Origin of the sequence: Streptococcus thoraltensis DSM 12221 (genome assembly GCF_000380145.1) — a bacterium.
In the GTDB taxonomy this organism is placed as follows: Bacteria; Bacillota; Bacilli; order Lactobacillales; family Streptococcaceae; genus Streptococcus; species Streptococcus thoraltensis.
Map to the genome: position 1 here is coordinate 25,216 of NZ_KB904587.1, position 19,207 is coordinate 44,422.

A 19,207-nucleotide genomic window follows, 5' to 3' on the forward strand; every position below is an offset into this window, starting at 1 on the left:
CTAACTCTCCGCTTCTTCGAAATAGCGTTTGCGCTGATAGTATTTCTGATTTAGGTCATCTTCTAACAATCCTTTTTTACGAGAAAAATCAGTCAAAATAGCTTCCTCTTTTTGAGTGAGTTGATTTCTATCCTCAAAAAATTTTGTTTCTGCCGCTTCTGAAAAATCACCCAGCGCCTTATAAAAAGTTGCCAAACCATCAGGATTATTGAAATAGTCTGCATCATAGTGAGCCGCTTCGGCTGATTGTTCAAAAATCGTTCTTATCCGATAAAAGTCTTCTTCCAGCAGATTATATTCTTCTTCAAGTGCCTTTAATTTCTTTTGATGGTCTATTTCCAAATCTTCCAGAGCTATCTGATCTTTCAGAATCTCTGTATTGATACGATCAATCTTATCCTGCATGACCAATTTCTCCTGCCAGTGTGCTATCAGATGCAACGAGCTCATCTACGGTAAGACCTATATTTGTCTTTAAGGTTTCAAATGGTTCAACAAAGTTATCAGCTTTTTTAACCTTCTTTTCAAAATGCGTCTTAGTTTTTCCAACAATACTATTTTCAGTTACACCAGCTTCTGCATAAACAGCTTTTACTTCATCTAGGCTTAGCTCTGTAACCATGGCTGGTATATGATTGGTTTTATCATATAGATCCTCAGCTTTTTTGACTGCCTTCTCAGCCAAAGACGCTATGTCCTCACGACCCGTCACAGCTGCAGCATGCATAGCAGAAGCTAAAATCAAAGCTTGCTCCTTTTCCAGATAGAGTTGCTCGTTACTTGATAACCCTCCTCCCGAGGCTGAAAACTGCTTCTTAAGTTTTCCCAAATTAGCTAAGCTCGTTTTGACTGTTTCCAGGGTCTTGGCTTGTTTTTTCTCGACTGTCGTCACTGTCCCTAGACCTCGTTGCTTTAGAATCTTTTGAACTTGACTTAATTGCCCCTTGTCTTTGACTATATCGTTTAAACCATGACCGCCTGAGTTCTTAAGGATGTACTCTTCTCCTAAATGAACGTCTCTAAAAGGACCAGTTACAAGGTTTAACTGGTCCCACTTCGTAGTGATACGCGTCACCTGACCAGTGAAAGCTTTCCGTTGTTTATCAATTCTCTCAACATTACTCTCTCCCGGTGTCACCCAGTCATAAAGTCGCTCTTTGAATCCATATGTCTGATTGACATATAATGGCGCAGAATTGTAGACTACCGTGTTATCAACATTGTATTCAAGCGCAACCCGTTGAGCAACGTTTCCTCCCAAAGAATGTCCCGTTAAGGTGATGTTATCACCATATTGCCCACGAATTTTCTCGTAAAAATCAAAAGCGGGTTGGTAATGTTCCCCAAATCCCATCCCAATACCGCCTAAATCAGCACCAATGATATCCTGAACAGCATTACCATCTTTATTGGTTCCTGTATAGGCTATGATAACCTCGCCTGTGTTCTTATCTAGAAAGGCAGTGCCACTCGTGCCTGTCTTATTATCGTAGGTGCTGTCGAGGTATTCGAGGTGGGTGGGAAAATTACTCTCTACTCTCTCAGTTATAGATTCTACAATTCTTTCTTTAGAGATTCCTTGGATGGCCGATTTTTCAAATTCATAGGTCCAATTTGATGCGTCTAAAGTTGAGATATTACTATTTTTCACTTCTTACTACCTTTCAAATTCTCATTACCTGTTATACCCATGACGTATTTTATATCATCTTCCTGTTTCAAGGAAATACCATATTTATAAGCTCCATCATGAATTGTTTCGTAATCAATATCTATATACATAACAATAGGATTTTCTCGGCTAACTTTTAGAAAATTAGACACTTTTGTATTGTTTAATTCATAGCTCAAGCTCCCATCACCAGTCTCAAGATTATAAGATTTTGATAATAACTTTAGTTTCGAAAGTGAATTTTTACTAATTTCTAATTTTTGCATTAGATAACCATTGGTTTCTAACTCTCCCAGAGTAAAGTCTGGATTTTCGAAAATTAATTGTCCATCTTGGTAAGTAATTTCTGATTTTTTTAGAACTTCCTTTCGATAGACTGGTTCTGCTTTTGTTCTAATGTTTTTTACTAAGCCAGTTACCTTTCTAGTTTTTCCGTCTCCTTTAATCTTTATTTTTTGAGCATAAGACCAACCATCTTTATCATCCATCCAGTAAATTGTGCTAAAAGTAAACCCTCCCGGAAACTCTTCAAATAAGTCTTCCAAATTCTCAGTTGGAAAGACACGGTCTAATTCTGCTGCCTTGCCTTCTAAATAAGCACGACTATTTTTTCTAACATCACAACCTGCTAAACCCATGACCAACAATCCTCCTAAAATTACTAAACAAACTGTCTTCAACAGCTGACGAGACCTTATCTTTTTCACGTGAAATCCTCCTTGTTACATTTCTAACTATTACCAATAGCTTTACTAACACTTAGAAATCTAACAATCAAACAGGAATCATTATGCTATCTATACGTATTATTTTAACATAATAACTACCGTAATACTCGGAATACCAAAAACCTTCCCAATACCGCCTAAATCAGCACCAATGATATCCTGAAGAGCATTGCCATCCTTATTGGTTCCTATCTAGGCTATAATAACCTCACCGGTGTTTTTGTCTAGAAAAGCGGTGCCACTCGTGCCTGTCTTATTATCGTAGGTGCTGTCGAGGTATTCGAGGTTGGAAGGTATTTTTTTACCACCTACTTCTTGTGCTTTTCTTAATAAATCTTCTTTGGGGATATTTTCTATCTGTACCTTTTCAAACTCATAAGTCCAGTTTGCGGCATCTAGGCTTGCGATATTACTATTCTTCATCGTTATCTCCTATTTCTTCATATCCAGATATTCCCATTGTAAATTTAACATCTTTTCCATACCTGAACATTAAGCCGTAAGCATATCCATCTTCATGAATTGTTTCGTAATCAATATCGATGATTATATCAACTTTCGCATTGCTATCTTCATTTAAATATTGATTCAAGGCTTTATCAACCAACTTGTAAGAAATCACTCCATCCTCTGTTTCCCAACTATAAGATTTTGAGAGTAGTTTTGATTGAGATAATACTTTTTTATTAATCGTTAAATACTGCATCAAGAAACCATCAACTGCAAGGTCACTTTCTTCAAATTCTGGGTTCTCAAACTTGAACTGTCCATCTGTATACTCAAACTGACTTTCTTTCAATACTTCTTCTTTATAGGTTGGTTCTGCTGTTGTTTTTACATTTTGGACAATACCAGTTATTTTTTTATTCTTTGGATCACCGTACACATCCATATCTTGTATATAGCTATATCCATCTTCACGTTTAATATCATATACACCACCAAATTTAAACCCACCCGGAAACTCTTCAAATAAGTCTTCCAAATTCTCAGTTGGAAAAACACGGTCTAATTCTGCTGCCTTGCCTTCTAAATAAGCACGACTATTTTTTCTAACATCACAACCTGCTAAACCCATGACCAACAATCCTCCTAAAATTACTAAACAAACTGTCTTCAACAGCTGACCATACCTTATCTTTTTCACGTGAAATCCTCCTTGTTACATTTCTAACTATTACTAATAGCTTTACTAACACTTAGAAACCTAACAATCAAACAGGAATCATTATGCTATCTATACGTCTTATTTTAACATAATAACTACCGTAATACTCGGAATACCAAAAACCATCCCAATACCTCCATTATCAGCACCAATGATATCCTGAACAGCATTGCCATCCTTATTGGTTCCTGTGTAGGCTATGATAACCTCGCCTGTGTTCTTATCGAGAAAAGCGGTGCCGCTGGTACCAGTTTTGTTATCGTAGGTACTGTCGAGATATTCAAGATTAGAAGGTATTTTTTTACCACCTACTTCTTGTGCTTTTTCCATCGCATTCTTGTCATTCGCGCCATTTATTCTCGCTTTTTCAAATTCATAAGTTAGATTTGAAGCATCCAACGTTGAAATATAGCTACTTACCATTATCACGAACTCCTTTTAATTCTCTAAACACCTCATTATATTCTAATCCATTTTCCTTTAAAGTGACCGATGATACAAATTGAAACCCACTTAAAAAATCATCAGGCAATCCAATTCTAAGTGTGCTGTCAACAGCTTCAGTATTACCAAATACCCTAGAAACACTGTCGTTGTTTATCTGGTAAATTAATTCACCATTACCAGATTCAAAGCTATATTCTTTACTAATTAATTTTAAGTTATGTAAAAATTCTTTATCAATCTGAAGAGTTGTTAATAAAAAATTTTTTGCCATTACATCAGTTGGTTTAAAATCTGGATTCTCTATTTTTAACTGTCTATCTTCGTATCTAACACCACTCTCCTTTAAGATCTTTTCATGATATCTAGGCTCAGATTCAGACTTTACATTTAAAATACTTCCAGAAATTCTTTTAGTCTCTGGATCTCCTTTTAACAAGAGATCTTGTCTATAAGATGCTTTATCCGTCTCTTTATACCAAAAAGTAGTTTCTAATTCAAACCCACCTGGAAACTCTTCAAATAGGTCTTCCAAATTCTCAGTTGGAAAAACACGTTCCAATTCTGCTGCCTTGCCTTCTAAATAAGCACGACTGTTTTTTTTAACATCACAACCTGCTAAACCCTGGGCAAGACCCTATCTTTTTCACGTGAAATCCTCCTTATTACATTTCTAACTATTACTAATAGCTTTACTAACACTTAGAAATCTAACAATCTCATAGACATGACGAGATCAATTATACTTATTATTTTGACATCATAACTATCGTAATAATCGGAATACCAAATCCCATCCCAATACCCCCTAAATCAGCACCAATGATATCCTGAACAGCATTACCATCCTTATTAGTTCCAGTATAGGCTATAATAACCTCACCTGTGTTCTTGTCTAGAAAGGCAGTGCCACTGGTGCCTGTTTTGTCATCATAGGTGCTGTCGAGGTATTCAAGATTGGAAGGGAGGGAGTTTTGGGATTTTTCTTGTGCTTTTCTTAATAAATCTTCTTTAGGGATATTTTCTATCTGTACCTTTTCAAACTCGTAAGTCCAGTTTGAAGCGTCTAAAGTTGATATATTACTATTCTTCATTGCTATCTCCTACTTCATCATAGCCAGCTACCCCTATAGAGTACTTAACATCTTTTCCATACTTAAATGTTAAAGCATAGCCATATCCATCATCGTGAATCGTTTCGTAATCAATATCGATGATNATATCAACTTTCGCATTGCTATCTTCATTTAAATATTGATTCAAGGCCTTATCAACTAACTTGTAAGAAATCACTCCATCCTCTGTTTCCCAACTATAAGATTTTGAGAGTAGTTTTGATTGAGATAATACGTTTTTATTAATCGTTAAATACTGCACCAAAAAACCATCAACTACAAGGTCACTTTCTTTAAATTCTGGATTGTCAAACTTAAATTGCCCATTTTTATATTCAAACTCGCTTTCTTTTAAAACTTCTTCTTTATAGGTTGGTTCNGCTGTTGTTTTTACATTTTGGACAATACCGGTTATTTTTTTATTTTTTGAATGACCATTAATTTTTATATCTTGCAAATAGCTATATTCGTTTTCGTCCTTTATATCATATAATCCCCATAATTTAAACCCACCCGGAAACTCTTCAAATAAGTCTTCCAAATTCTCCGTTGGAAAAACACGGTCTAATTCTGCAGCCTTGCCTTCTAAATAAGCACGACTATTTTTTCTAACATCACAACCTGCTAAACCCATGACCAACAAACCTCCTAAAACTACTAAACAAACTGTCTTCAACAGCTGACAAGACCCTATCTTTTTCACGTGAAATCCTCCTTGTTACATTTCTGACTGACACCATATTATAGATTAACACTAAGGCTAACCAAATCCTAAATCAGCACCAATGATATCCTGAACAGCATTGCCATCTTTATTGGTTCCTGTGTCGTCTATAATAATCTCATCGGTGTTTTTGTCTAGAAAGGCAGTGCCACTTGTTCCTGTGGCTTTATTATGGTCATTATCTATAAATTCGAGATTTGAAGGAATTTTACTTTTTGCTTTTTCTTGGACAAAATCTAACAAATCTCCTTGTTCTACATTTTTTATCTCAGCTTTTTCAAACTCATAAGTCCAGTTTGATGCATCAAGTGTTGCTATATCACTATTTTTCATCTTTATCGCCTGCCTTATCATAACCAGCAAAACCTAAAGTGTACTTCACTTCTTTACCATATCTAAAAGTCAGTGCATAACTAAATTCATTTTGATGGATGGTTTCATAATCAATATCAATGAACATATCTGCTTCTTTATTTCCATTAACCCTTAAAAAATTGTTTAATCCTTTGTCCAGCAATTGATATGTGACAGTTCCATCTTCTGTCTCCCAACTATATGATTTTGAGATTACATCTAACTTCGCTAACTTTTCCTTATTTATCTTAAAATATTGCATCAAGAATCCTTCGGTTACTAAGTCATCCTCGCTAAATTCAGGATTTTCAAAGATGAAATGTCCATTTTTATATTCAAAATTACTTTCCTTTAGCACCTCTCGCTTATATCTTGGCTCAGCTGTGTTTTTTAAATTTGTAACAGTACCTTCGATTTTTTTCATCTTTGAGCTTCCGGTGATATCCATAACTTGGCTATAACTATAACCATTTTCACTTTTTATATGATACAGACTTCCAAATTTAAACCCACCCGGAAACTCTTCAAATAAGTCTTCCAAATTCTTCGTTGGAAAAACACGGTCCAATTCTGCTGCCTTGCCTTCTAAATAAGCACGACTATTTTTTCTAACATCACAACCTGCTAAACCCATGACCAACAATCCTCCTAAAATTACTAAACAAACTGTCTTCAACAGCTGACAAGACCCTATCTTTTTCACGTGAAATCCTCCTTATTACATTTCTAACTATTACTAATAGCTTTACTAACACTTAGAAATCTAACAATCTCATAGACATGACGAGATCAATTATACTTATTATTTTGACATCATAACTATCGTAATAATCGGAATACCAAATCCCATCCCAATACCTCCATTATCAGCACCAATGATATCCTGAACAGCATTACCATCCTTATTGGTTCCTGTATAGGCTATGATAACCTCACCGGTGTTTTTGTCTAGAAAGGCAGTGCCACTCGTGCCTGTCTTATTATCGTAGGTGCTGTCGAGGTATTCGAGGTGGGTGGGGAGTTTTGCACGTGAATACTTCTGAACATTATCTACTATATCGTCTGTGTCAAATCCTTCAATAGCTTTTTTCTCAAATTGATAAGTCCAGTTAGATGCATCTAAAGTCGATATATTACTATTCTTCATTTTCTTTACCTATAGTTTCGTAACCTGAAAAACCAAATGTATATTTTATGTTATTATCATATTTTATTCGCATGCCATATTGAAATTTATTCTCATGAATCGTTTCATAATGAATTCCAATAATTATTTTTGCTTTTTTATTATTCTCTTCTTGTAAAAAATGATTCAAGCTATGATCCTGTAGTTGATAAGAAATTGAACCATCTTCACTTTCCCAACTGTAAGATTTATCAAGTAGCTCCAACTGAGATAGCATTTTTTTATTAATCGTTAAATACTGCATCAAGAAACCATCAACTGCAAGGTCACTTTCTTCAAATTCTGGGTTCTCAAACTTGAACTGTCCATCTGTATACTCAAACTGACTTTCTTTCAATATTTCTTGGTTATAAAATGGTTCATCCGTTGTCTTTAAATTTTTCACAACACCTTGGATATTTTTAGTGTCAGCATTTCCATTAATCTCTAAAGATTGAGTATAACTATAACCATTTTCGTTTTTTATACGGTACAGACTTCCAAATTCAAATCCACCCGGAAATTCTTCAAATAAGTCTTCCAAATTCTCAGTTGGAAAAACACGTTCCAACTCTGCTGCCTTGCCTTCTAAATAAGCACGACTATTTTTTCTAACATCACAACCTGCTAAACCCATAACCAACAATCCTCCTAAAATTACTAAACAAACTGTCTTCAACAGCTGACAAGACCCTATCTTTTTCACATGAAATCCTCCTTATTACATTTCTAACTATTACTAATAGCTTTACTAACACTTAGAAACCTAACAATCAAACAGGAATCATTATGCTATTTATACGTATTATTTTAACATACTTGATTTCCTTGTCAGAAATCATCTTATGAATATCTAGATCATTGTAGCCGACATTAGCATAACCTTGTTTTAAACCAACATACATGGCAAGTGACTGTCCTAAGGAGTGACCAGTCGTCGTGATAACAACATTGAGATTTTTCCTTTTGACCTCTTTCTCAACTTGCTTGGCGAAGTCTAGTGTGGTCGCTGATTGGGCAGGTATCATCATCCTGTTAGGATGAAACCCATAAGCTTCTGTATCTCCTAGGCCAATCATTTTCCCATCTGTAACCAAATCTGCGACATTCTTAGAATTGGTACCTGCATAGGCAATCACAACCTCGCTGTAATCTGCTTCACCATTTTTATCAACTGGTGCCACCGCCATGGCCTGCATGTCATTTTCAGTGTTGTCTTATACTTTGAGGATTTGGAATTGACCTAATGATGGTTTATCATCTTTGTAGCTATATATTCTTCCTTCTTCTGGATGATAGTCAACATCATTTCTATCTTTTTCAACCCAGTAGGATTGTTCTGCTAATCACCTATATTTTTCCTCCGTAATTGACATACTACTCTCCTAAATATGTTATTTCAATTGTTTTCAAAATATTATCGGTATTGTTAATTGGCTTATCTCTTTCTATAAATTTGAAATCATCTATAGGGGACAAACCAATATTATCTAGTTTTTCATCAAATTCTGATATTTTTGAAACTGTAATACCTGTTTTATATTTTTCATGATCATTTATTATAAATAGCAGATGATAGCTACCTGTTTTTGAATCTCTATTGATTTTTGTAAATTTGATTGATTTTATATCGTAGTTTCTTGCTATTCCTCTAACCACATTATCCTGTTGACGCTTTGTTAATGTTTCTTTTTCTTTCATACGACATCCTCCTATTAAAAAAACTATTAATATAATAACTAGACTTACTATTAAACTATTTTTCTTCATAATTCCTCCTTATATTATGCTATAAAACAATAATGATTATTGCCTTATAGTATAACACAAAGATTTTTACTTCATATCTAGCTTTTGTGACCTTGGGGTAAATAGCTGTTTTCGTCACATTGCCCATGACATTTCCGATGTCATCATGCTTATTGCGATAATTACGGAACTGTTCTGGATGTTCTTGCATTGAACATTTGTCAATGATGTGAGACCTAAAAAGGGAGACAAGAAACTTTTGTTTGTTATCCTATCAGGAGCTAGCTCCTGATAGGACTTTTCTGATTTCGATAGGAGATTTCCAACCTAAATTCTGCATAGGTAGTCTGTTTGATTTGTAGAGATAGGTTTTCATTTGTTTGATGAGGTCTTCGTAAGAGTAAAACTGGAGATGTTGGTAAAAACGTTCATTGTCATTTCGATGGCTGCGCTCCACCTTTCCATTATGGCGAGGCGTTCTAGGACGAATACACTTGTGCTCAATTCTTAGTTTCTGACAGAGGATATCAAGTGGGTGTATCTGCTTTGTTTCCCTGAAATGAGTGAACTCAAAGCCATTATCGGTTTGAAGGATTTGAGGCTGGTAACCAAAATGCTTAATGGCCATCTGAAGAAATTGGACAGTAGAGTGAGAGGATTGTTCCTTGAAAGGGAAGATGAACCGCTCGCGACTGGCCTCATCAATGACAGTGTACTGATAGAACTTGTCAGGCATAGTGCCTGTATAACAGTGTTTAGGGACAAATTTCACATCCATTTGCCATTTGACTCCGATCTTTTTAGGGGTGTCATACGGTTTAGGAAGGTAAGATTTCCTTTTACTTTTTTTCTGTTTGAAGAAACCGAGTTTTCTGAGAATACGAAAGAGTGAGCAGGGGTATCTGTCATAGCCTTTTTGAGTTTTGAGCTTGTAAAATATTTCGATGAGAGAAGCCTTTGGATTACGCCGAATGATGTTTTTAATCCAGGTCAACTCTTGTTCCGTGTGCGCTTTAGGATGTGGTGTTAAGGGACGATGTGAGTTGTCAGGTACCTATTCAATCTCATCTATTCGAATAACAAACGCCTACGATATTTTTTTCCGTGTGTTGCAAAGTGTTTAGTGACTACCATAGAACTCCTTCAGTCTTTTCACTTCCACTTGAAATTCTTTCTCTACGTCAGTAATTAACTCCCTAACTCCCTTACTTAATTCTTTTAACTGTTTCTGAGAAATCAGATGGCTTTGATTGATAGCACGCGCAATTTGATTGATGTTATTTCCAATCGGTCTCAATTCAAACACTAACTGCTCATAGGTATCCGTGTTAATGGTGACAAATGACATATTGGGATTCAGCAACACTTTTCTGGCATAGACTGAAAAATTTTGACAATTGCTCTTAGCAATTCGCTCATTCAATTGATGTAACTCCGAATCTGTTAAAAATACTTTTTTAAGGTTGGTACGATAAACCATAGCAACCTCCTATCTCATGTATTTTTCACGAAACTCACGACTGAGTGGTTGTGCTTTATTGACTTCTGCAATCAATTCTTGAACACAGGTCAATAAGATTGAAACGTGCTCTTGCGTCACTTGATTATTTTCTCTTGCAATAATCAAAACTTCATACACATCTCGACTAATCTGCTCAAACTTTTGAGATTTCCAAAGGAAGAACCATTCTTTGGCAGCTAACTGTTTGTCATCAGTCATCAAAATTTTATACCTGACGAATGGTGAAAAGTGACGATAATTATCAACCTCCATCATTTTTTCAATCTGTTTTAGCTCATCTGCGGTTAGATTTACCTCTTTTCTAATGTCACGGTACTGTTCAGACATCTCTTTCCCTCACTTTCATCCTTTCTCGGGTAAACCCCGACCCCGTGTGTCATGCGAGAAATTTCTTAAAGTCCTTGTTCGGTCTTTGCGAGCTCAGGCATTGTGGTCACAATACCCAAAAAATCATATCGCCAGCCGACAAAAACCTTCCAGTTTTGACAGCCAACGATAAGATAACTTGGTGGCTTCGCCCCCAAACCCCCAGTAAAAAATCAGAATTTGATTTTCTTAGGAATGATATAAGGATAACAGGGATGAATTGGAAAAGTTATCACAGTATGAAAATTTGAGTAAAAAAAGAGAGCTGAAGCTCTCTTGCAAACAATATATAATAAATTTTATTACGTTAGTTATTTTCTAATATATTTTCATATCTACCTTCATCAGCATTCAAATAATAAACAGAAATATTATTCAACCTAAGTTCATTTTTCTTCAAAAAAAGATTTACATATTTGGCATCATGTGTTGTAAAAATAAGCTGTTTATTCAATCGGCCTAAAACATCAATCATTGAAAATTGATTAATATCATCCATATTTTGAATAGGATCGTCTATGGCAATGAAATCAATTGCTGAATTATTTTGACCTATATTCTTTGCAATAAAAATTGAAATTGCCAAAACATTAAGCTGTCCAGAACTCAGAACATTGGCAGCTTTGATAGTTTGATTATTATTTACTATTTCAATATCTAAGGTGTTTTTGTTGTCATCAATATTAAGGTGTAGATTTCTATAGGTAGCTACATTTGGATTAAGGTAGTTAAAATATTTTTGAATTATGGACTTATTACTATTAATGATCTTAGAAAAACTAAATTTCTGATTAATATGATTAATTTCTTTGTCAACTAGTTTATATTTATTATCAAGCTTTTCTTTTACCTTCTGAACATGACGTAATGACTCTTCCTTATTAAGTAAATCATCTTTTATAGTATTGTACTCAATAATGTTTTTATGATTCCGTAACTCTTGCGATAATCTATCTATTTTTTTAGCTTTATCATTTATTAAGTCAGTCAAAACTATTGAAGGATTAACATTGTCAGCAAATCTATACTCTTTGGAAATTTCACTAATCAGTTCATCCATTCGTTTAAGAGAGTCCAAGGTTATTTTTTGCTTCTCAATTTTTAACATCAACTCTTTCTCAAGAGTTGATAGCTCGTCATTCTTTTTAGTGAGAGCTCTATTCTCTTTTAGCAATTGCTCTAAATTTAAGCCAGAAAATCTTACTTCAGAGTGTTCTTCTAATTGCTGCTCAATTTGACCTTTTTTATTTTGCAACGTCAAATATTGTTGTCGCTTCTCAATATTATATTTTAGATTATTTATTCTTAAATCTATTTGAGAATGATCTAAACTAAAGTATTCTTTTACATATAGAGAGTGGCCTTCTAGACTTAGAAGTCTTCTCTGAATTTCACTATATTGATTTTCTAAGTCTGATATAGTAAATTGAAGTTGCCCAATCTCTTTATGTTTGTTATTAACTTGTTCTTCAAGTTCTCGTGTCTGCCTTTTATGTTTATCAATTCTCTCAGCAGTAATTTTACTTTGCTGAAGCAAGTGTGCAATCCTTCTGTCAAAGTGCACAGAAACATTTAAAACACTTTGGTTACACACTGGACAATTATTTTCAAATTCTCTGTGGCTATTTACAAATTTTGAAGCTCCTCGAACCATTTCGATTAATAACTCAATATCATTGTCTGAATTATTTGAAAGTAGTTCAGAATTCAAGTCTATAATATTATTTTGATAATTAGATATTTCAAGTTCTTTATGCTTAATTTTTTGTCTAAATTCGTCAATAGATTTCGGAATATTTCTCCTCTTTTGCAATAATTGATTATATTCAGCAATATTTGACAGAGCATATTGATATTCATCTAGTAAACGTTCAAATTTAAAAACTTGTTTTTGAATATTTTCTTCAAGCTCAAACGATAATTCATAGAGTTCTGGACTTGACAACTGCTTCTCAATTTTTTTTAGTTCTTCCCCCTTCTCTCCATTTTGAGATATAATTTCCATTTCCTGATTTACTCGTTCAATATTCTTTTTGTTCTGCTCAAGACTATTTTCATTCAAAGCAAGATCTTTTATTATCCTCTCTCTCTCACTCTGAGAGTTTTTTAGAAAACTTTCTAATCCTTGTATCTTCTCAGTTAGTCGACTTAGATTTCCCATATCCGCATCAGTTGTATTTAATATATGAAATCTATTTAGTTTATCTTCAATTTGAATTTTACTTTTTAAAAGATTATCCTTTTCATTTTGCCTATCTTCAAAATTAAATTCATTAGCTATTTCTATATTTATATTAGCTAGATCATATTTCGTCTCGAGTTTTAATTTCTGATTTTCAATTTCTTCTGTGATTTGTTTCTCAATTCTATCCTCCTCGTTAACTTTCTTTTCTATTATTCTCCGAACTGTCTCTAAGTTTTGTTTTATTTTTGCTATTTCTTCCATTCCTAGTATCGAAGAAAGGACATTGTAACGTTGAGTTGGAGTATCACTTGCAATAAAATTCAATACCTGATCTTGAGCAAGCAGAGAGGATTTCAAAGCTTCTTGAAAATCAAAATTATTATTCTGAGAATCTACAAACGCACTATTGAGACAATCTTTTACATTTCCCTCACCTCTTACAACCCTATCATCTCCATCTTGGCAACTAACAGTTATATTGCTATTTCGTGATACTGATCTTTTAAGTTTTAATTCATTTGAAAAAAGTATTTCAACGAAACAGTCATTAGAATCCTTATTAATTAATATATTCCTCCAAGATTCAGCACTATTTTCCCCAAATCTATCAATTTTTCCAGTAATGCACCATTGAATTGCATCAAAAATTGAACTTTTTCCGTTCCCGTTGTCACCTAAAAATATAGTGATATTTTTAGTAAAATCAAATTCATATTCTCCTTGGAAATTCCTAAAATTTTTGATTATTACTCGTTTCAATCTAATCATCTGAATCACCTTCTAAAAAATTTATTTCTTCCAAAATTTTATTTATTTCAGCATTTGTTAATTTTTTTTGCTCTCCTCCTTTATTCCTTATATCTAAATACAATTCTTTAATTTTTTCGCTAGTAAAGGATATACTTTCTTCTACTTGCTTGTTTTTCTTATTACTATTTGATATTTCCAGAAATGGTAGCCTTAAAATATCCATTTCATTTTGAATAACATACTTTCTGAGATTTCTTACATCTCTTTCTATATAATAATATTTTTCATTGAACGAATTTTTATTAACCAAAATTAAAAAATACGTATTCCATAAATTATATCTCGTATCTTTCTTGATAACTTCTCTAATATTTTTCGCAATATTATTAATTTCCTCTCTTAACAAATGATTTTGTATAATTTGTTCATTATAAATAATAAGTAAATTTCCATTTACCTCATCATAAAAAGTACGATACTCTATCCCCTGAATGGTTACATCTTTGTATTGAGCGTTATTAATTTGAGTTAGTAACTCCTCAACTAGTGCCATTTAACTTCAACTCCTCATCAATCTTTTTTTGCATCTCTTTGAGATTATTGTATTGTTTTCTAGTTTTATTTACTACATTTAAGTTATCACGATGTGCGTATAAAATATTAATTGGTATCTGAACTTCTGTAATATTATTGGCATTAATTTCATCTAATTTAGAATTATTTATGCTAGGATTTAAAGAAAAATCAAGCTCTTCTTTTTTTAGTTCAATATGCTGATCACTATTTTCATTATCAAATTGACCTGAAATAATTATAGAAACATCTTGAGTACTTGCTATTCTTAGTTTTTCTGAAGTATCTAGCATTGGAAATAAATCTTTGAAGTTATCAATAACTTCTAAAGAATCTCTCATATCATCATTATTCCCTAAAATCAAAAATAGGAGTCTATCTAATTTTATTGATAAAATGTGCCTATTTTCATCTTCAATCATTAAATTCTTTTCAATAGAAATCTTGAGGAAAAGTAGCAATGACAGTAAGTCATTAAAATGATTTTCACACTCTCTTTCTTCAAGCTTTGCATCTATACCCCTATTATATTTTAGATACATATTGATAATACTCATCATTGTTAAACTACTATTTGACAAAAGCTCTTCTAAATTTTTCCTAAACTCATCCACAAATGATTTAAATTCACTGACAAAATCTGGATTCAGTTTTGAATTAGAATAATCCTCATCCAATTTTGTAAAATATTTAGTTAAGATTTTTTCAGAACTTTTATGGTATGCGGTCACTATTGAATTTTCTAGTTGTTTTTTTATATATTCTTTGAGTTTATCTAAACTTTCACCTTTAATTAGTTGAATTGTCGCATCTTCAGGATTGTAACAAGCTTTAAAAAATTCTGCAATGACTTGGTTTAATATTTCAGGTGAAAGTTGACTTTGCTCAAACCCTAGAATATTTGGAATACTTGTTGCTACCTCGTTTTCTAATGATTCCGAAGGGAGATGCTTCATATTGAAATTTTGAAACGCTTGATTTAATAAATTGTCTTTTGTATCTCTATCATCAATATGTTTTAAATCAAAATTCTCAGCAACTAACTTCTTGATTTGTTTATCACTCCTATTATCTGAGTTAAGGTAAAACGGTGAGATATTAAAGCTTTTTGTATCTTGAAAAAAACAATTAGATACTATTTCAAACCTTAATTCAAATTCTGTCAATTTTTCTATGTTATATGCTGTAATAAATAATTTAGGAATCCAGCTCTCAGCTATTTTAATGTCAGCTAGTGAATAAGACTTATTTTTTGTTTTAACTTGAATAAATTTGACTATTTTCTCTGAATTATTAAATAGCACAATATCCTGGTGGTGATCTAAATACATTCCATCCCACTTACCTTGTAAAACTTCTCCTAAATAAAGTACTGAAACCATCATTTGATAATAAAATCCTGTCATTGCGACAATGCCACCATTATCAGATGTTTCCTGTCCCGATAAAATATCTTCTAAATCATTGTTTGAAATTGGAGAAGAGGTATTCTGATTAATATTAGAAGAAATGAAACTATTGTATTTTTGTTTCACTTCTTCAGATACATTTTTACTAGAATTTAACAAATCGTTTTCTATCATATAAAGTTGTGATTTCTCCCATTATTTTCTTTAGTTAAGTACTAAATTTATCCAACCGTTCCTGTCCCACCTTCAACATCTCCTCCTCTATCTTACTCCATTTTCCGAAGAGATACTCTTGTAGTACTTCTGCTGCTGGACCATCATCAATTTCAGAATTATAGACACATGTTCTATCCCTTTGATATATTTGAATCTGGTCAAAGAGTTTATCAGTTTCTAATTCTCGTAAGTTATCAACTAAATGCTCTAGAATACCATCGTGATGTTCTTTAGGAGTTGCTCTAGCTTGGTCAGGACTCACCGCATAGACTTCTTCGTAGCGGATTAAGGTGCTGAGGTAGGACAATTCTGGCTTGGTCGCTATCAAGGCTAACCAGACTTGATAACCTCTTAATTTCAATAGCTGAGCCGTTTTTCGTGGGACTTCTGTCGTTCTCAAAGTTCCTTCGATTAACAAATGATGACCTTTTTTACTTAACTCATCCACAAGATGTTCTACCATTTTTCCTGCAAAGCCTTTGGTATAATTCACGCTATCTTTACCATATTTTTCTTGTAAAGCAAGGTAGTTTGGATGCAAGGAGCGATAACTATCGCCATCAATAATAATGATATTACCTTGAAATTCCTTTTGCTTAATCCGATGAATTGTTGTTTTACCTGCCCCACTTTGTCCACCAAGTAAGATAGCTTTCGGACTTGATGAAGTGGTCTTACCACGAGTTAAAGATCGAATGGTTCGTTTTAGTGCTAACTCAAAATCAGCCTGATTGAATTTTTCTAACGCCATTAAGCCACCACCTGATGATGAGCAAGATTTAACATCCGTTCAATACCATCCAAATAGCCATTGTAACGTTCAATCTCATCAAAGGTATTAACAAGATAAATCTTAGTGTTGATAAGATCTGACAAGTCATCACTCATCAAAATCCAAGGATTGGTCTCATCATCAAAGGCAATCTTTTGACTATCTTGATAACGATACAGTTGAGATAAAATAGCTGCACCACGCTCTTTGATGACTTCTATTTTTAGCGTCAATTGATAATCTTCTACTGGTGTTAACATCTTTTCTTCTCCTACAATATCGACATAAGACACATTGAATTTCTGACAAATCCGATCAATAAGTTCTGTCGAAACAGAGCTTGTTCCATTTTCATAACGACTAAGGCTATTTCGTGAAATTCCCACAATCTTTGCGAACTCTGGTTGTGTTAAATCATGGGTTTTACGTAAGGATTTGATATTATCACCAATCATAAAAGACCTCCTCTATTTAAGATTTATTATATCATAAAAAATAAATAACGCACCAAAAATGGTGCGTTATCTGCTTTATTTATAATTCCTAATTTGTAAAATTAAGCTAGACAGAAAAAAGCCATCTATGTTAGGCTCAGATAAACACCACATTTGTCTGAAAGGAACTAACATAAATGACCTATACTCATCTTACCACAAATGAACTTGTTATGATAGAGGCTTACTACCAAGAAGGTGCAACAGTTAGTGCTATTGTTGCGTCATTAGGGCGATCAAAACAGATGATTTATAAGGTTATACACTATCTTAAAGCAGGACATTCAGCCTATGAGTACATCTTTGACTTTTTACCATACCATTCTTCTATAGAATAGCCTGACATCTGACGGTAATCTTCACTGTATTTTTTGAGGTAATAGCCTTGAAAGTGTTCGGCTAGCATTGAGATTGTAAAATATAGTGGTATAAAAATCCCTAACGGACTAAAGGAAACAATGATAAACCGTACAAAGTCATTTTCCTGCATCATGTTTGAGGGAAAAAACCAACGTAGAATAAAGATCAAAAATAGTAAAATAGGGCCGTATTTTTGCGATACTTGAGAAAATGTCTCAAGTAATTTAAAAGCTTTATTCTCTTTATGACTTGCGCCATATAATTTGCCCTTTATAAAGAAAATCAACCATTTAAACCTTGACACCAATACAAAAATAAATATTACAGTATATCCAAAAGTTCCTATCCACCAGCCCAAGGTTGTAGTTGCTAATGATACTAAAATTATAAAAGCTTCAAGAAGGAAAATCAACGACATGATGCTTAAAAAACTGCCATATATACTATATTGTCTATATCTAAAATTTATATTTTTAAAAATGTATATGAAGTAAATAAAAGCAACAAATACCGCATTAAATACAATCATCTTAGTTATAAAACTAGTTTTGAATGAAAGAAATGTATTAGAAGAAAGGCTATCTAATCTAGTTATAAAACTAAATAAGTACATCATAAATAGTAGGGTTAAAGTCCCAATAATTTTCTTCCACACTCCATGCTCTTTGACATTTTCCATAGACGTTTGGATATACTTATCCGTTACCAAATTCATGCTTTCTTCCAATGACGCATTAAAAATTGTTTGTTTCATCCCATTCTCCTATCCAAACCAACCTGAAGCTACTGATAACGGTTTGGAACTAAACTTTTCAAAAGCTTTACCTGCACTTGATACCATACGATTTACTTCTGTTTTGACGCTTTTGCCAACTTTAGAAACATTATCCACAAAATCATAGCCTATTTCCTTAACATCATCAGCAATATCTGGATTATAATATTTGAAGCCTTGAATTAATAATCCAGCTGTAAAACCTATTCCCGCACCTATAGGACCTCCAAGTGTAGCCCCCAACAGCGCTCCATCAACTGGTCCTACATTAGCTATCGTATCAACCGTACCACTAACTACCGACTTCCCTACATTGTGATAGGCTTCAGAATCTTTGTCAAAATAGGCTGAGGCACTTCTAACGCCACCTTCTAACACTACTGTACCAATCGCAAAAGCTTTACTTGAAATCGCTTTACCAATCTTTCCAGCTCATTAATTTTGGCATTGAGACGTGCCATCGATTGACCAGCTCGTAGCTGCGTCTCTTGTTTGGCAATCGGGTCCTTCAGCTTAGACGCACTTTTGAACTGGCTTTCTGCAGACGCTAGTAANGTTTTCTGAAGGGATATCTGTTCTTCTAAGACATCTGAATCCAAGCTTTCTGGCGCTACTTCTGACACATAATCNGCTGGGAGTTTAGCGGCTGCTTTGGCAATCCCCTGC

At 33.7% G+C, this 19,207-nt stretch carries 24 protein-coding genes and 2 pseudogenes; 1 reads left to right on the top strand and 25 read right to left on the bottom strand.

Features of this window, described 5'->3' with window-relative positions; genetic code table 11:
- The 23 genes and pseudogenes from A3IA_RS0101580 to pezA form a co-directional block, all read right to left on the bottom strand.
- The gene (locus A3IA_RS0101580) at nucleotides 1-405 is read right to left on the bottom strand and encodes a hypothetical protein (RefSeq protein ID WP_018379595.1); all 405 of its coding nucleotides are present in this window, start codon (nucleotides 403-405) and stop codon (nucleotides 1-3) included.
- A complete protein-coding gene (locus A3IA_RS0101585; protein WP_018379596.1) occupies nucleotides 395-1,651 on the bottom strand; it encodes a Tle-like phospholipase domain-containing protein in 1,257 nt (418 codons plus the stop codon). Before A3IA_RS0101585 ends, A3IA_RS0101580 begins: the two co-directional genes overlap by 11 nt.
- Nucleotides 1,648-2,379: a hypothetical protein gene (locus A3IA_RS0101590; RefSeq protein WP_244862314.1), complete on the bottom strand. Its 732-nt coding sequence runs from the start codon at nucleotides 2,377-2,379 to the stop codon at nucleotides 1,648-1,650. Before A3IA_RS0101590 ends, A3IA_RS0101585 begins: the two co-directional genes overlap by 4 nt.
- 213 nt (nucleotides 2,380-2,592) lie before the next feature.
- Nucleotides 2,593-2,823 (bottom strand): hypothetical protein, encoded by a 231-nt coding sequence (locus A3IA_RS0101595; protein WP_018379598.1) that lies wholly within the window; start codon nucleotides 2,821-2,823, stop codon nucleotides 2,593-2,595.
- Nucleotides 2,813-3,547: a protein kinase family protein gene (locus A3IA_RS11615; protein WP_244862315.1), complete on the bottom strand. Its 735-nt coding sequence runs from the start codon at nucleotides 3,545-3,547 to the stop codon at nucleotides 2,813-2,815. The genes A3IA_RS0101595 and A3IA_RS11615 overlap by 11 nt, the downstream gene beginning before the upstream one ends.
- 99 nt (nucleotides 3,548-3,646) lie before the next feature.
- The gene (locus A3IA_RS0101605; protein ID WP_018379600.1) at nucleotides 3,647-3,991 is read right to left on the bottom strand and encodes a hypothetical protein; all 345 of its coding nucleotides are present in this window, start codon (nucleotides 3,989-3,991) and stop codon (nucleotides 3,647-3,649) included.
- Nucleotides 3,981-4,574: a hypothetical protein gene (locus A3IA_RS11620; RefSeq protein WP_018379601.1), complete on the bottom strand. Its 594-nt coding sequence runs from the start codon at nucleotides 4,572-4,574 to the stop codon at nucleotides 3,981-3,983. Before A3IA_RS11620 ends, A3IA_RS0101605 begins: the two co-directional genes overlap by 11 nt.
- Nucleotides 4,575-4,761: 187 nt before the next feature.
- A complete protein-coding gene (locus A3IA_RS0101615) occupies nucleotides 4,762-5,106 on the bottom strand; it encodes a hypothetical protein (protein ID WP_018379602.1) in 345 nt (114 codons plus the stop codon).
- A 781-nt stretch (nucleotides 5,107-5,887) separates the two neighbouring features.
- Nucleotides 5,888-6,184: a hypothetical protein gene (locus A3IA_RS0101625; protein ID WP_018379604.1), complete on the bottom strand. Its 297-nt coding sequence runs from the start codon at nucleotides 6,182-6,184 to the stop codon at nucleotides 5,888-5,890.
- A complete protein-coding gene (locus tag A3IA_RS11625) occupies nucleotides 6,174-6,908 on the bottom strand; it encodes a hypothetical protein (protein ID WP_244862317.1) in 735 nt (244 codons plus the stop codon). The genes A3IA_RS0101625 and A3IA_RS11625 overlap by 11 nt, the downstream gene beginning before the upstream one ends.
- A 99-nt stretch (nucleotides 6,909-7,007) precedes the next feature.
- Nucleotides 7,008-7,352 carry a hypothetical protein gene (locus tag A3IA_RS0101635; RefSeq protein WP_018379606.1) on the bottom strand — a complete coding sequence of 115 codons (345 nt, stop codon included), beginning with the start codon at nucleotides 7,350-7,352 and terminating at the stop codon, nucleotides 7,008-7,010.
- Entirely contained in the window at nucleotides 7,342-8,076 is a 735-nt protein-coding gene (locus tag A3IA_RS0101640) for a hypothetical protein (RefSeq protein WP_244862318.1), read from the bottom strand. Before A3IA_RS0101640 ends, A3IA_RS0101635 begins: the two co-directional genes overlap by 11 nt.
- Nucleotides 8,077-8,143: 67 nt before the next feature.
- Nucleotides 8,144-8,560, bottom strand: a complete 417-nt coding sequence (locus A3IA_RS0101645; RefSeq protein WP_211209170.1) for a hypothetical protein — start codon at nucleotides 8,558-8,560, stop codon at nucleotides 8,144-8,146.
- A 187-nt stretch (nucleotides 8,561-8,747) separates the two neighbouring features.
- Nucleotides 8,748-9,071, bottom strand: a complete 324-nt coding sequence (locus tag A3IA_RS0101650; RefSeq protein ID WP_039827329.1) for a hypothetical protein — start codon at nucleotides 9,069-9,071, stop codon at nucleotides 8,748-8,750.
- An 88-nt stretch (nucleotides 9,072-9,159) separates the two neighbouring features.
- Nucleotides 9,160-9,330, bottom strand: a complete 171-nt coding sequence (locus A3IA_RS13210; RefSeq protein ID WP_244862319.1) for a hypothetical protein — start codon at nucleotides 9,328-9,330, stop codon at nucleotides 9,160-9,162.
- Between the two features lie 63 nt (nucleotides 9,331-9,393).
- Nucleotides 9,394-10,161: pseudogene (locus A3IA_RS12870) on the bottom strand (DDE-type integrase/transposase/recombinase); the annotation flags it as partial.
- Between the two features lie 78 nt (nucleotides 10,162-10,239).
- Nucleotides 10,240-10,599 (bottom strand): MobC family plasmid mobilization relaxosome protein, encoded by a 360-nt coding sequence (locus tag A3IA_RS0101660; protein ID WP_018379611.1) that lies wholly within the window; start codon nucleotides 10,597-10,599, stop codon nucleotides 10,240-10,242.
- Nucleotides 10,600-10,608: 9 nt separating this feature from the next.
- On the bottom strand, nucleotides 10,609-10,968 hold the full coding sequence (locus A3IA_RS0101665; RefSeq protein WP_018379612.1) for an SAG1252 family conjugative relaxosome accessory protein: 360 nt from the start codon (nucleotides 10,966-10,968) through the stop codon (nucleotides 10,609-10,611).
- Nucleotides 10,969-11,314: 346 nt separating this feature from the next.
- Entirely contained in the window at nucleotides 11,315-13,960 is a 2,646-nt protein-coding gene (locus A3IA_RS0101670; protein WP_018379613.1) for an AAA family ATPase, read from the bottom strand.
- Complete coding sequence (locus tag A3IA_RS0101675; RefSeq protein ID WP_018379614.1) at nucleotides 13,953-14,495, bottom strand: ABC-three component system middle component 1; 543 nt, start codon at nucleotides 14,493-14,495, stop codon at nucleotides 13,953-13,955. The genes A3IA_RS0101670 and A3IA_RS0101675 overlap by 8 nt, the downstream gene beginning before the upstream one ends.
- Nucleotides 14,482-16,098, bottom strand: coding sequence for a dsDNA nuclease domain-containing protein (locus tag A3IA_RS0101680; protein WP_018379615.1), 1,617 nt, complete (start codon nucleotides 16,096-16,098; stop codon nucleotides 14,482-14,484). Before A3IA_RS0101680 ends, A3IA_RS0101675 begins: the two co-directional genes overlap by 14 nt.
- Before the next feature lie 34 nt (nucleotides 16,099-16,132).
- A complete protein-coding gene (gene pezT / locus A3IA_RS0101685; RefSeq protein ID WP_018379616.1) occupies nucleotides 16,133-16,891 on the bottom strand; it encodes a type II toxin-antitoxin system toxin PezT in 759 nt (252 codons plus the stop codon).
- Complete coding sequence (pezA, locus tag A3IA_RS0101690; protein ID WP_018379617.1) at nucleotides 16,891-17,367, bottom strand: type II toxin-antitoxin system antitoxin PezA; 477 nt, start codon at nucleotides 17,365-17,367, stop codon at nucleotides 16,891-16,893. Before pezA ends, pezT begins: the two co-directional genes overlap by 1 nt.
- Before the next feature lie 176 nt (nucleotides 17,368-17,543).
- On the opposite strand from pezA, the pseudogene A3IA_RS13615 reads away from it, so the two are divergent.
- Nucleotides 17,544-17,705 (top strand): annotated as a pseudogene (locus A3IA_RS13615) (IS30 family transposase); the annotation flags it as partial.
- Here the strand turns inward: A3IA_RS13615 and A3IA_RS0101700 are convergent.
- Both A3IA_RS0101700 and A3IA_RS12200 read right to left on the bottom strand, forming a co-directional pair.
- Nucleotides 17,696-18,520 (bottom strand): hypothetical protein, encoded by an 825-nt coding sequence (locus tag A3IA_RS0101700; RefSeq protein WP_018379618.1) that lies wholly within the window; start codon nucleotides 18,518-18,520, stop codon nucleotides 17,696-17,698. The pseudogene A3IA_RS13615 and the gene A3IA_RS0101700 sit on opposite strands and share 10 nt — an antisense overlap.
- Before the next feature lie 9 nt (nucleotides 18,521-18,529).
- Complete coding sequence (locus tag A3IA_RS12200; RefSeq protein ID WP_018379619.1) at nucleotides 18,530-18,919, bottom strand: hypothetical protein; 390 nt, start codon at nucleotides 18,917-18,919, stop codon at nucleotides 18,530-18,532.
- Between the last annotated feature and the right edge of the window lie 288 nt (nucleotides 18,920-19,207).

Coding starts and splice junctions, on each gene's coding strand:
- pezT (WP_018379616.1), bottom strand. CDS start 16,891: ATGGCGTTAGAAAAATTCAATCAGGCTGATTTTGAGTTAGCACTAAAA.
- A3IA_RS0101615 (WP_018379602.1), bottom strand. CDS start 5,106: ATGAAGAATAGTAATATATCAACTTTAGACGCTTCAAACTGGACTTAC.
- A3IA_RS0101665 (WP_018379612.1), bottom strand. CDS start 10,968: ATGTCTGAACAGTACCGTGACATTAGAAAAGAGGTAAATCTAACCGCA.
- A3IA_RS0101625 (WP_018379604.1), bottom strand. CDS start 6,184: ATGAAAAATAGTGATATAGCAACACTTGATGCATCAAACTGGACTTAT.
- A3IA_RS0101595 (WP_018379598.1), bottom strand. CDS start 2,823: ATGAAGAATAGTAATATCGCAAGCCTAGATGCCGCAAACTGGACTTAT.
- A3IA_RS0101660 (WP_018379611.1), bottom strand. CDS start 10,599: ATGGTTTATCGTACCAACCTTAAAAAAGTATTTTTAACAGATTCGGAG.
- A3IA_RS13210 (WP_244862319.1), bottom strand. CDS start 9,330: ATGCAAGAACATCCAGAACAGTTCCGTAATTATCGCAATAAGCATGAT.
- pezA (WP_018379617.1), bottom strand. CDS start 17,367: ATGATTGGTGATAATATCAAATCCTTACGTAAAACCCATGATTTAACA.
- A3IA_RS0101670 (WP_018379613.1), bottom strand. CDS start 13,960: ATGATTAGATTGAAACGAGTAATAATCAAAAATTTTAGGAATTTCCAA.
- A3IA_RS0101605 (WP_018379600.1), bottom strand. CDS start 3,991: ATGGTAAGTAGCTATATTTCAACGTTGGATGCTTCAAATCTAACTTAT.
- A3IA_RS0101650 (WP_039827329.1), bottom strand. CDS start 9,071: ATGAAAGAAAAAGAAACATTAACAAAGCGTCAACAGGATAATGTGGTT.
- A3IA_RS0101675 (WP_018379614.1), bottom strand. CDS start 14,495: ATGGCACTAGTTGAGGAGTTACTAACTCAAATTAATAACGCTCAATAC.
- A3IA_RS0101680 (WP_018379615.1), bottom strand. CDS start 16,098: ATGATAGAAAACGATTTGTTAAATTCTAGTAAAAATGTATCTGAAGAA.
- A3IA_RS0101700 (WP_018379618.1), bottom strand. CDS start 18,520: ATGAAACAAACAATTTTTAATGCGTCATTGGAAGAAAGCATGAATTTG.
- A3IA_RS0101580 (WP_018379595.1), bottom strand. CDS start 405: ATGCAGGATAAGATTGATCGTATCAATACAGAGATTCTGAAAGATCAG.
- A3IA_RS0101645 (WP_211209170.1), bottom strand. CDS start 8,560: ATGGCGGTGGCACCAGTTGATAAAAATGGTGAAGCAGATTACAGCGAG.
- A3IA_RS0101635 (WP_018379606.1), bottom strand. CDS start 7,352: ATGAAGAATAGTAATATATCGACTTTAGATGCATCTAACTGGACTTAT.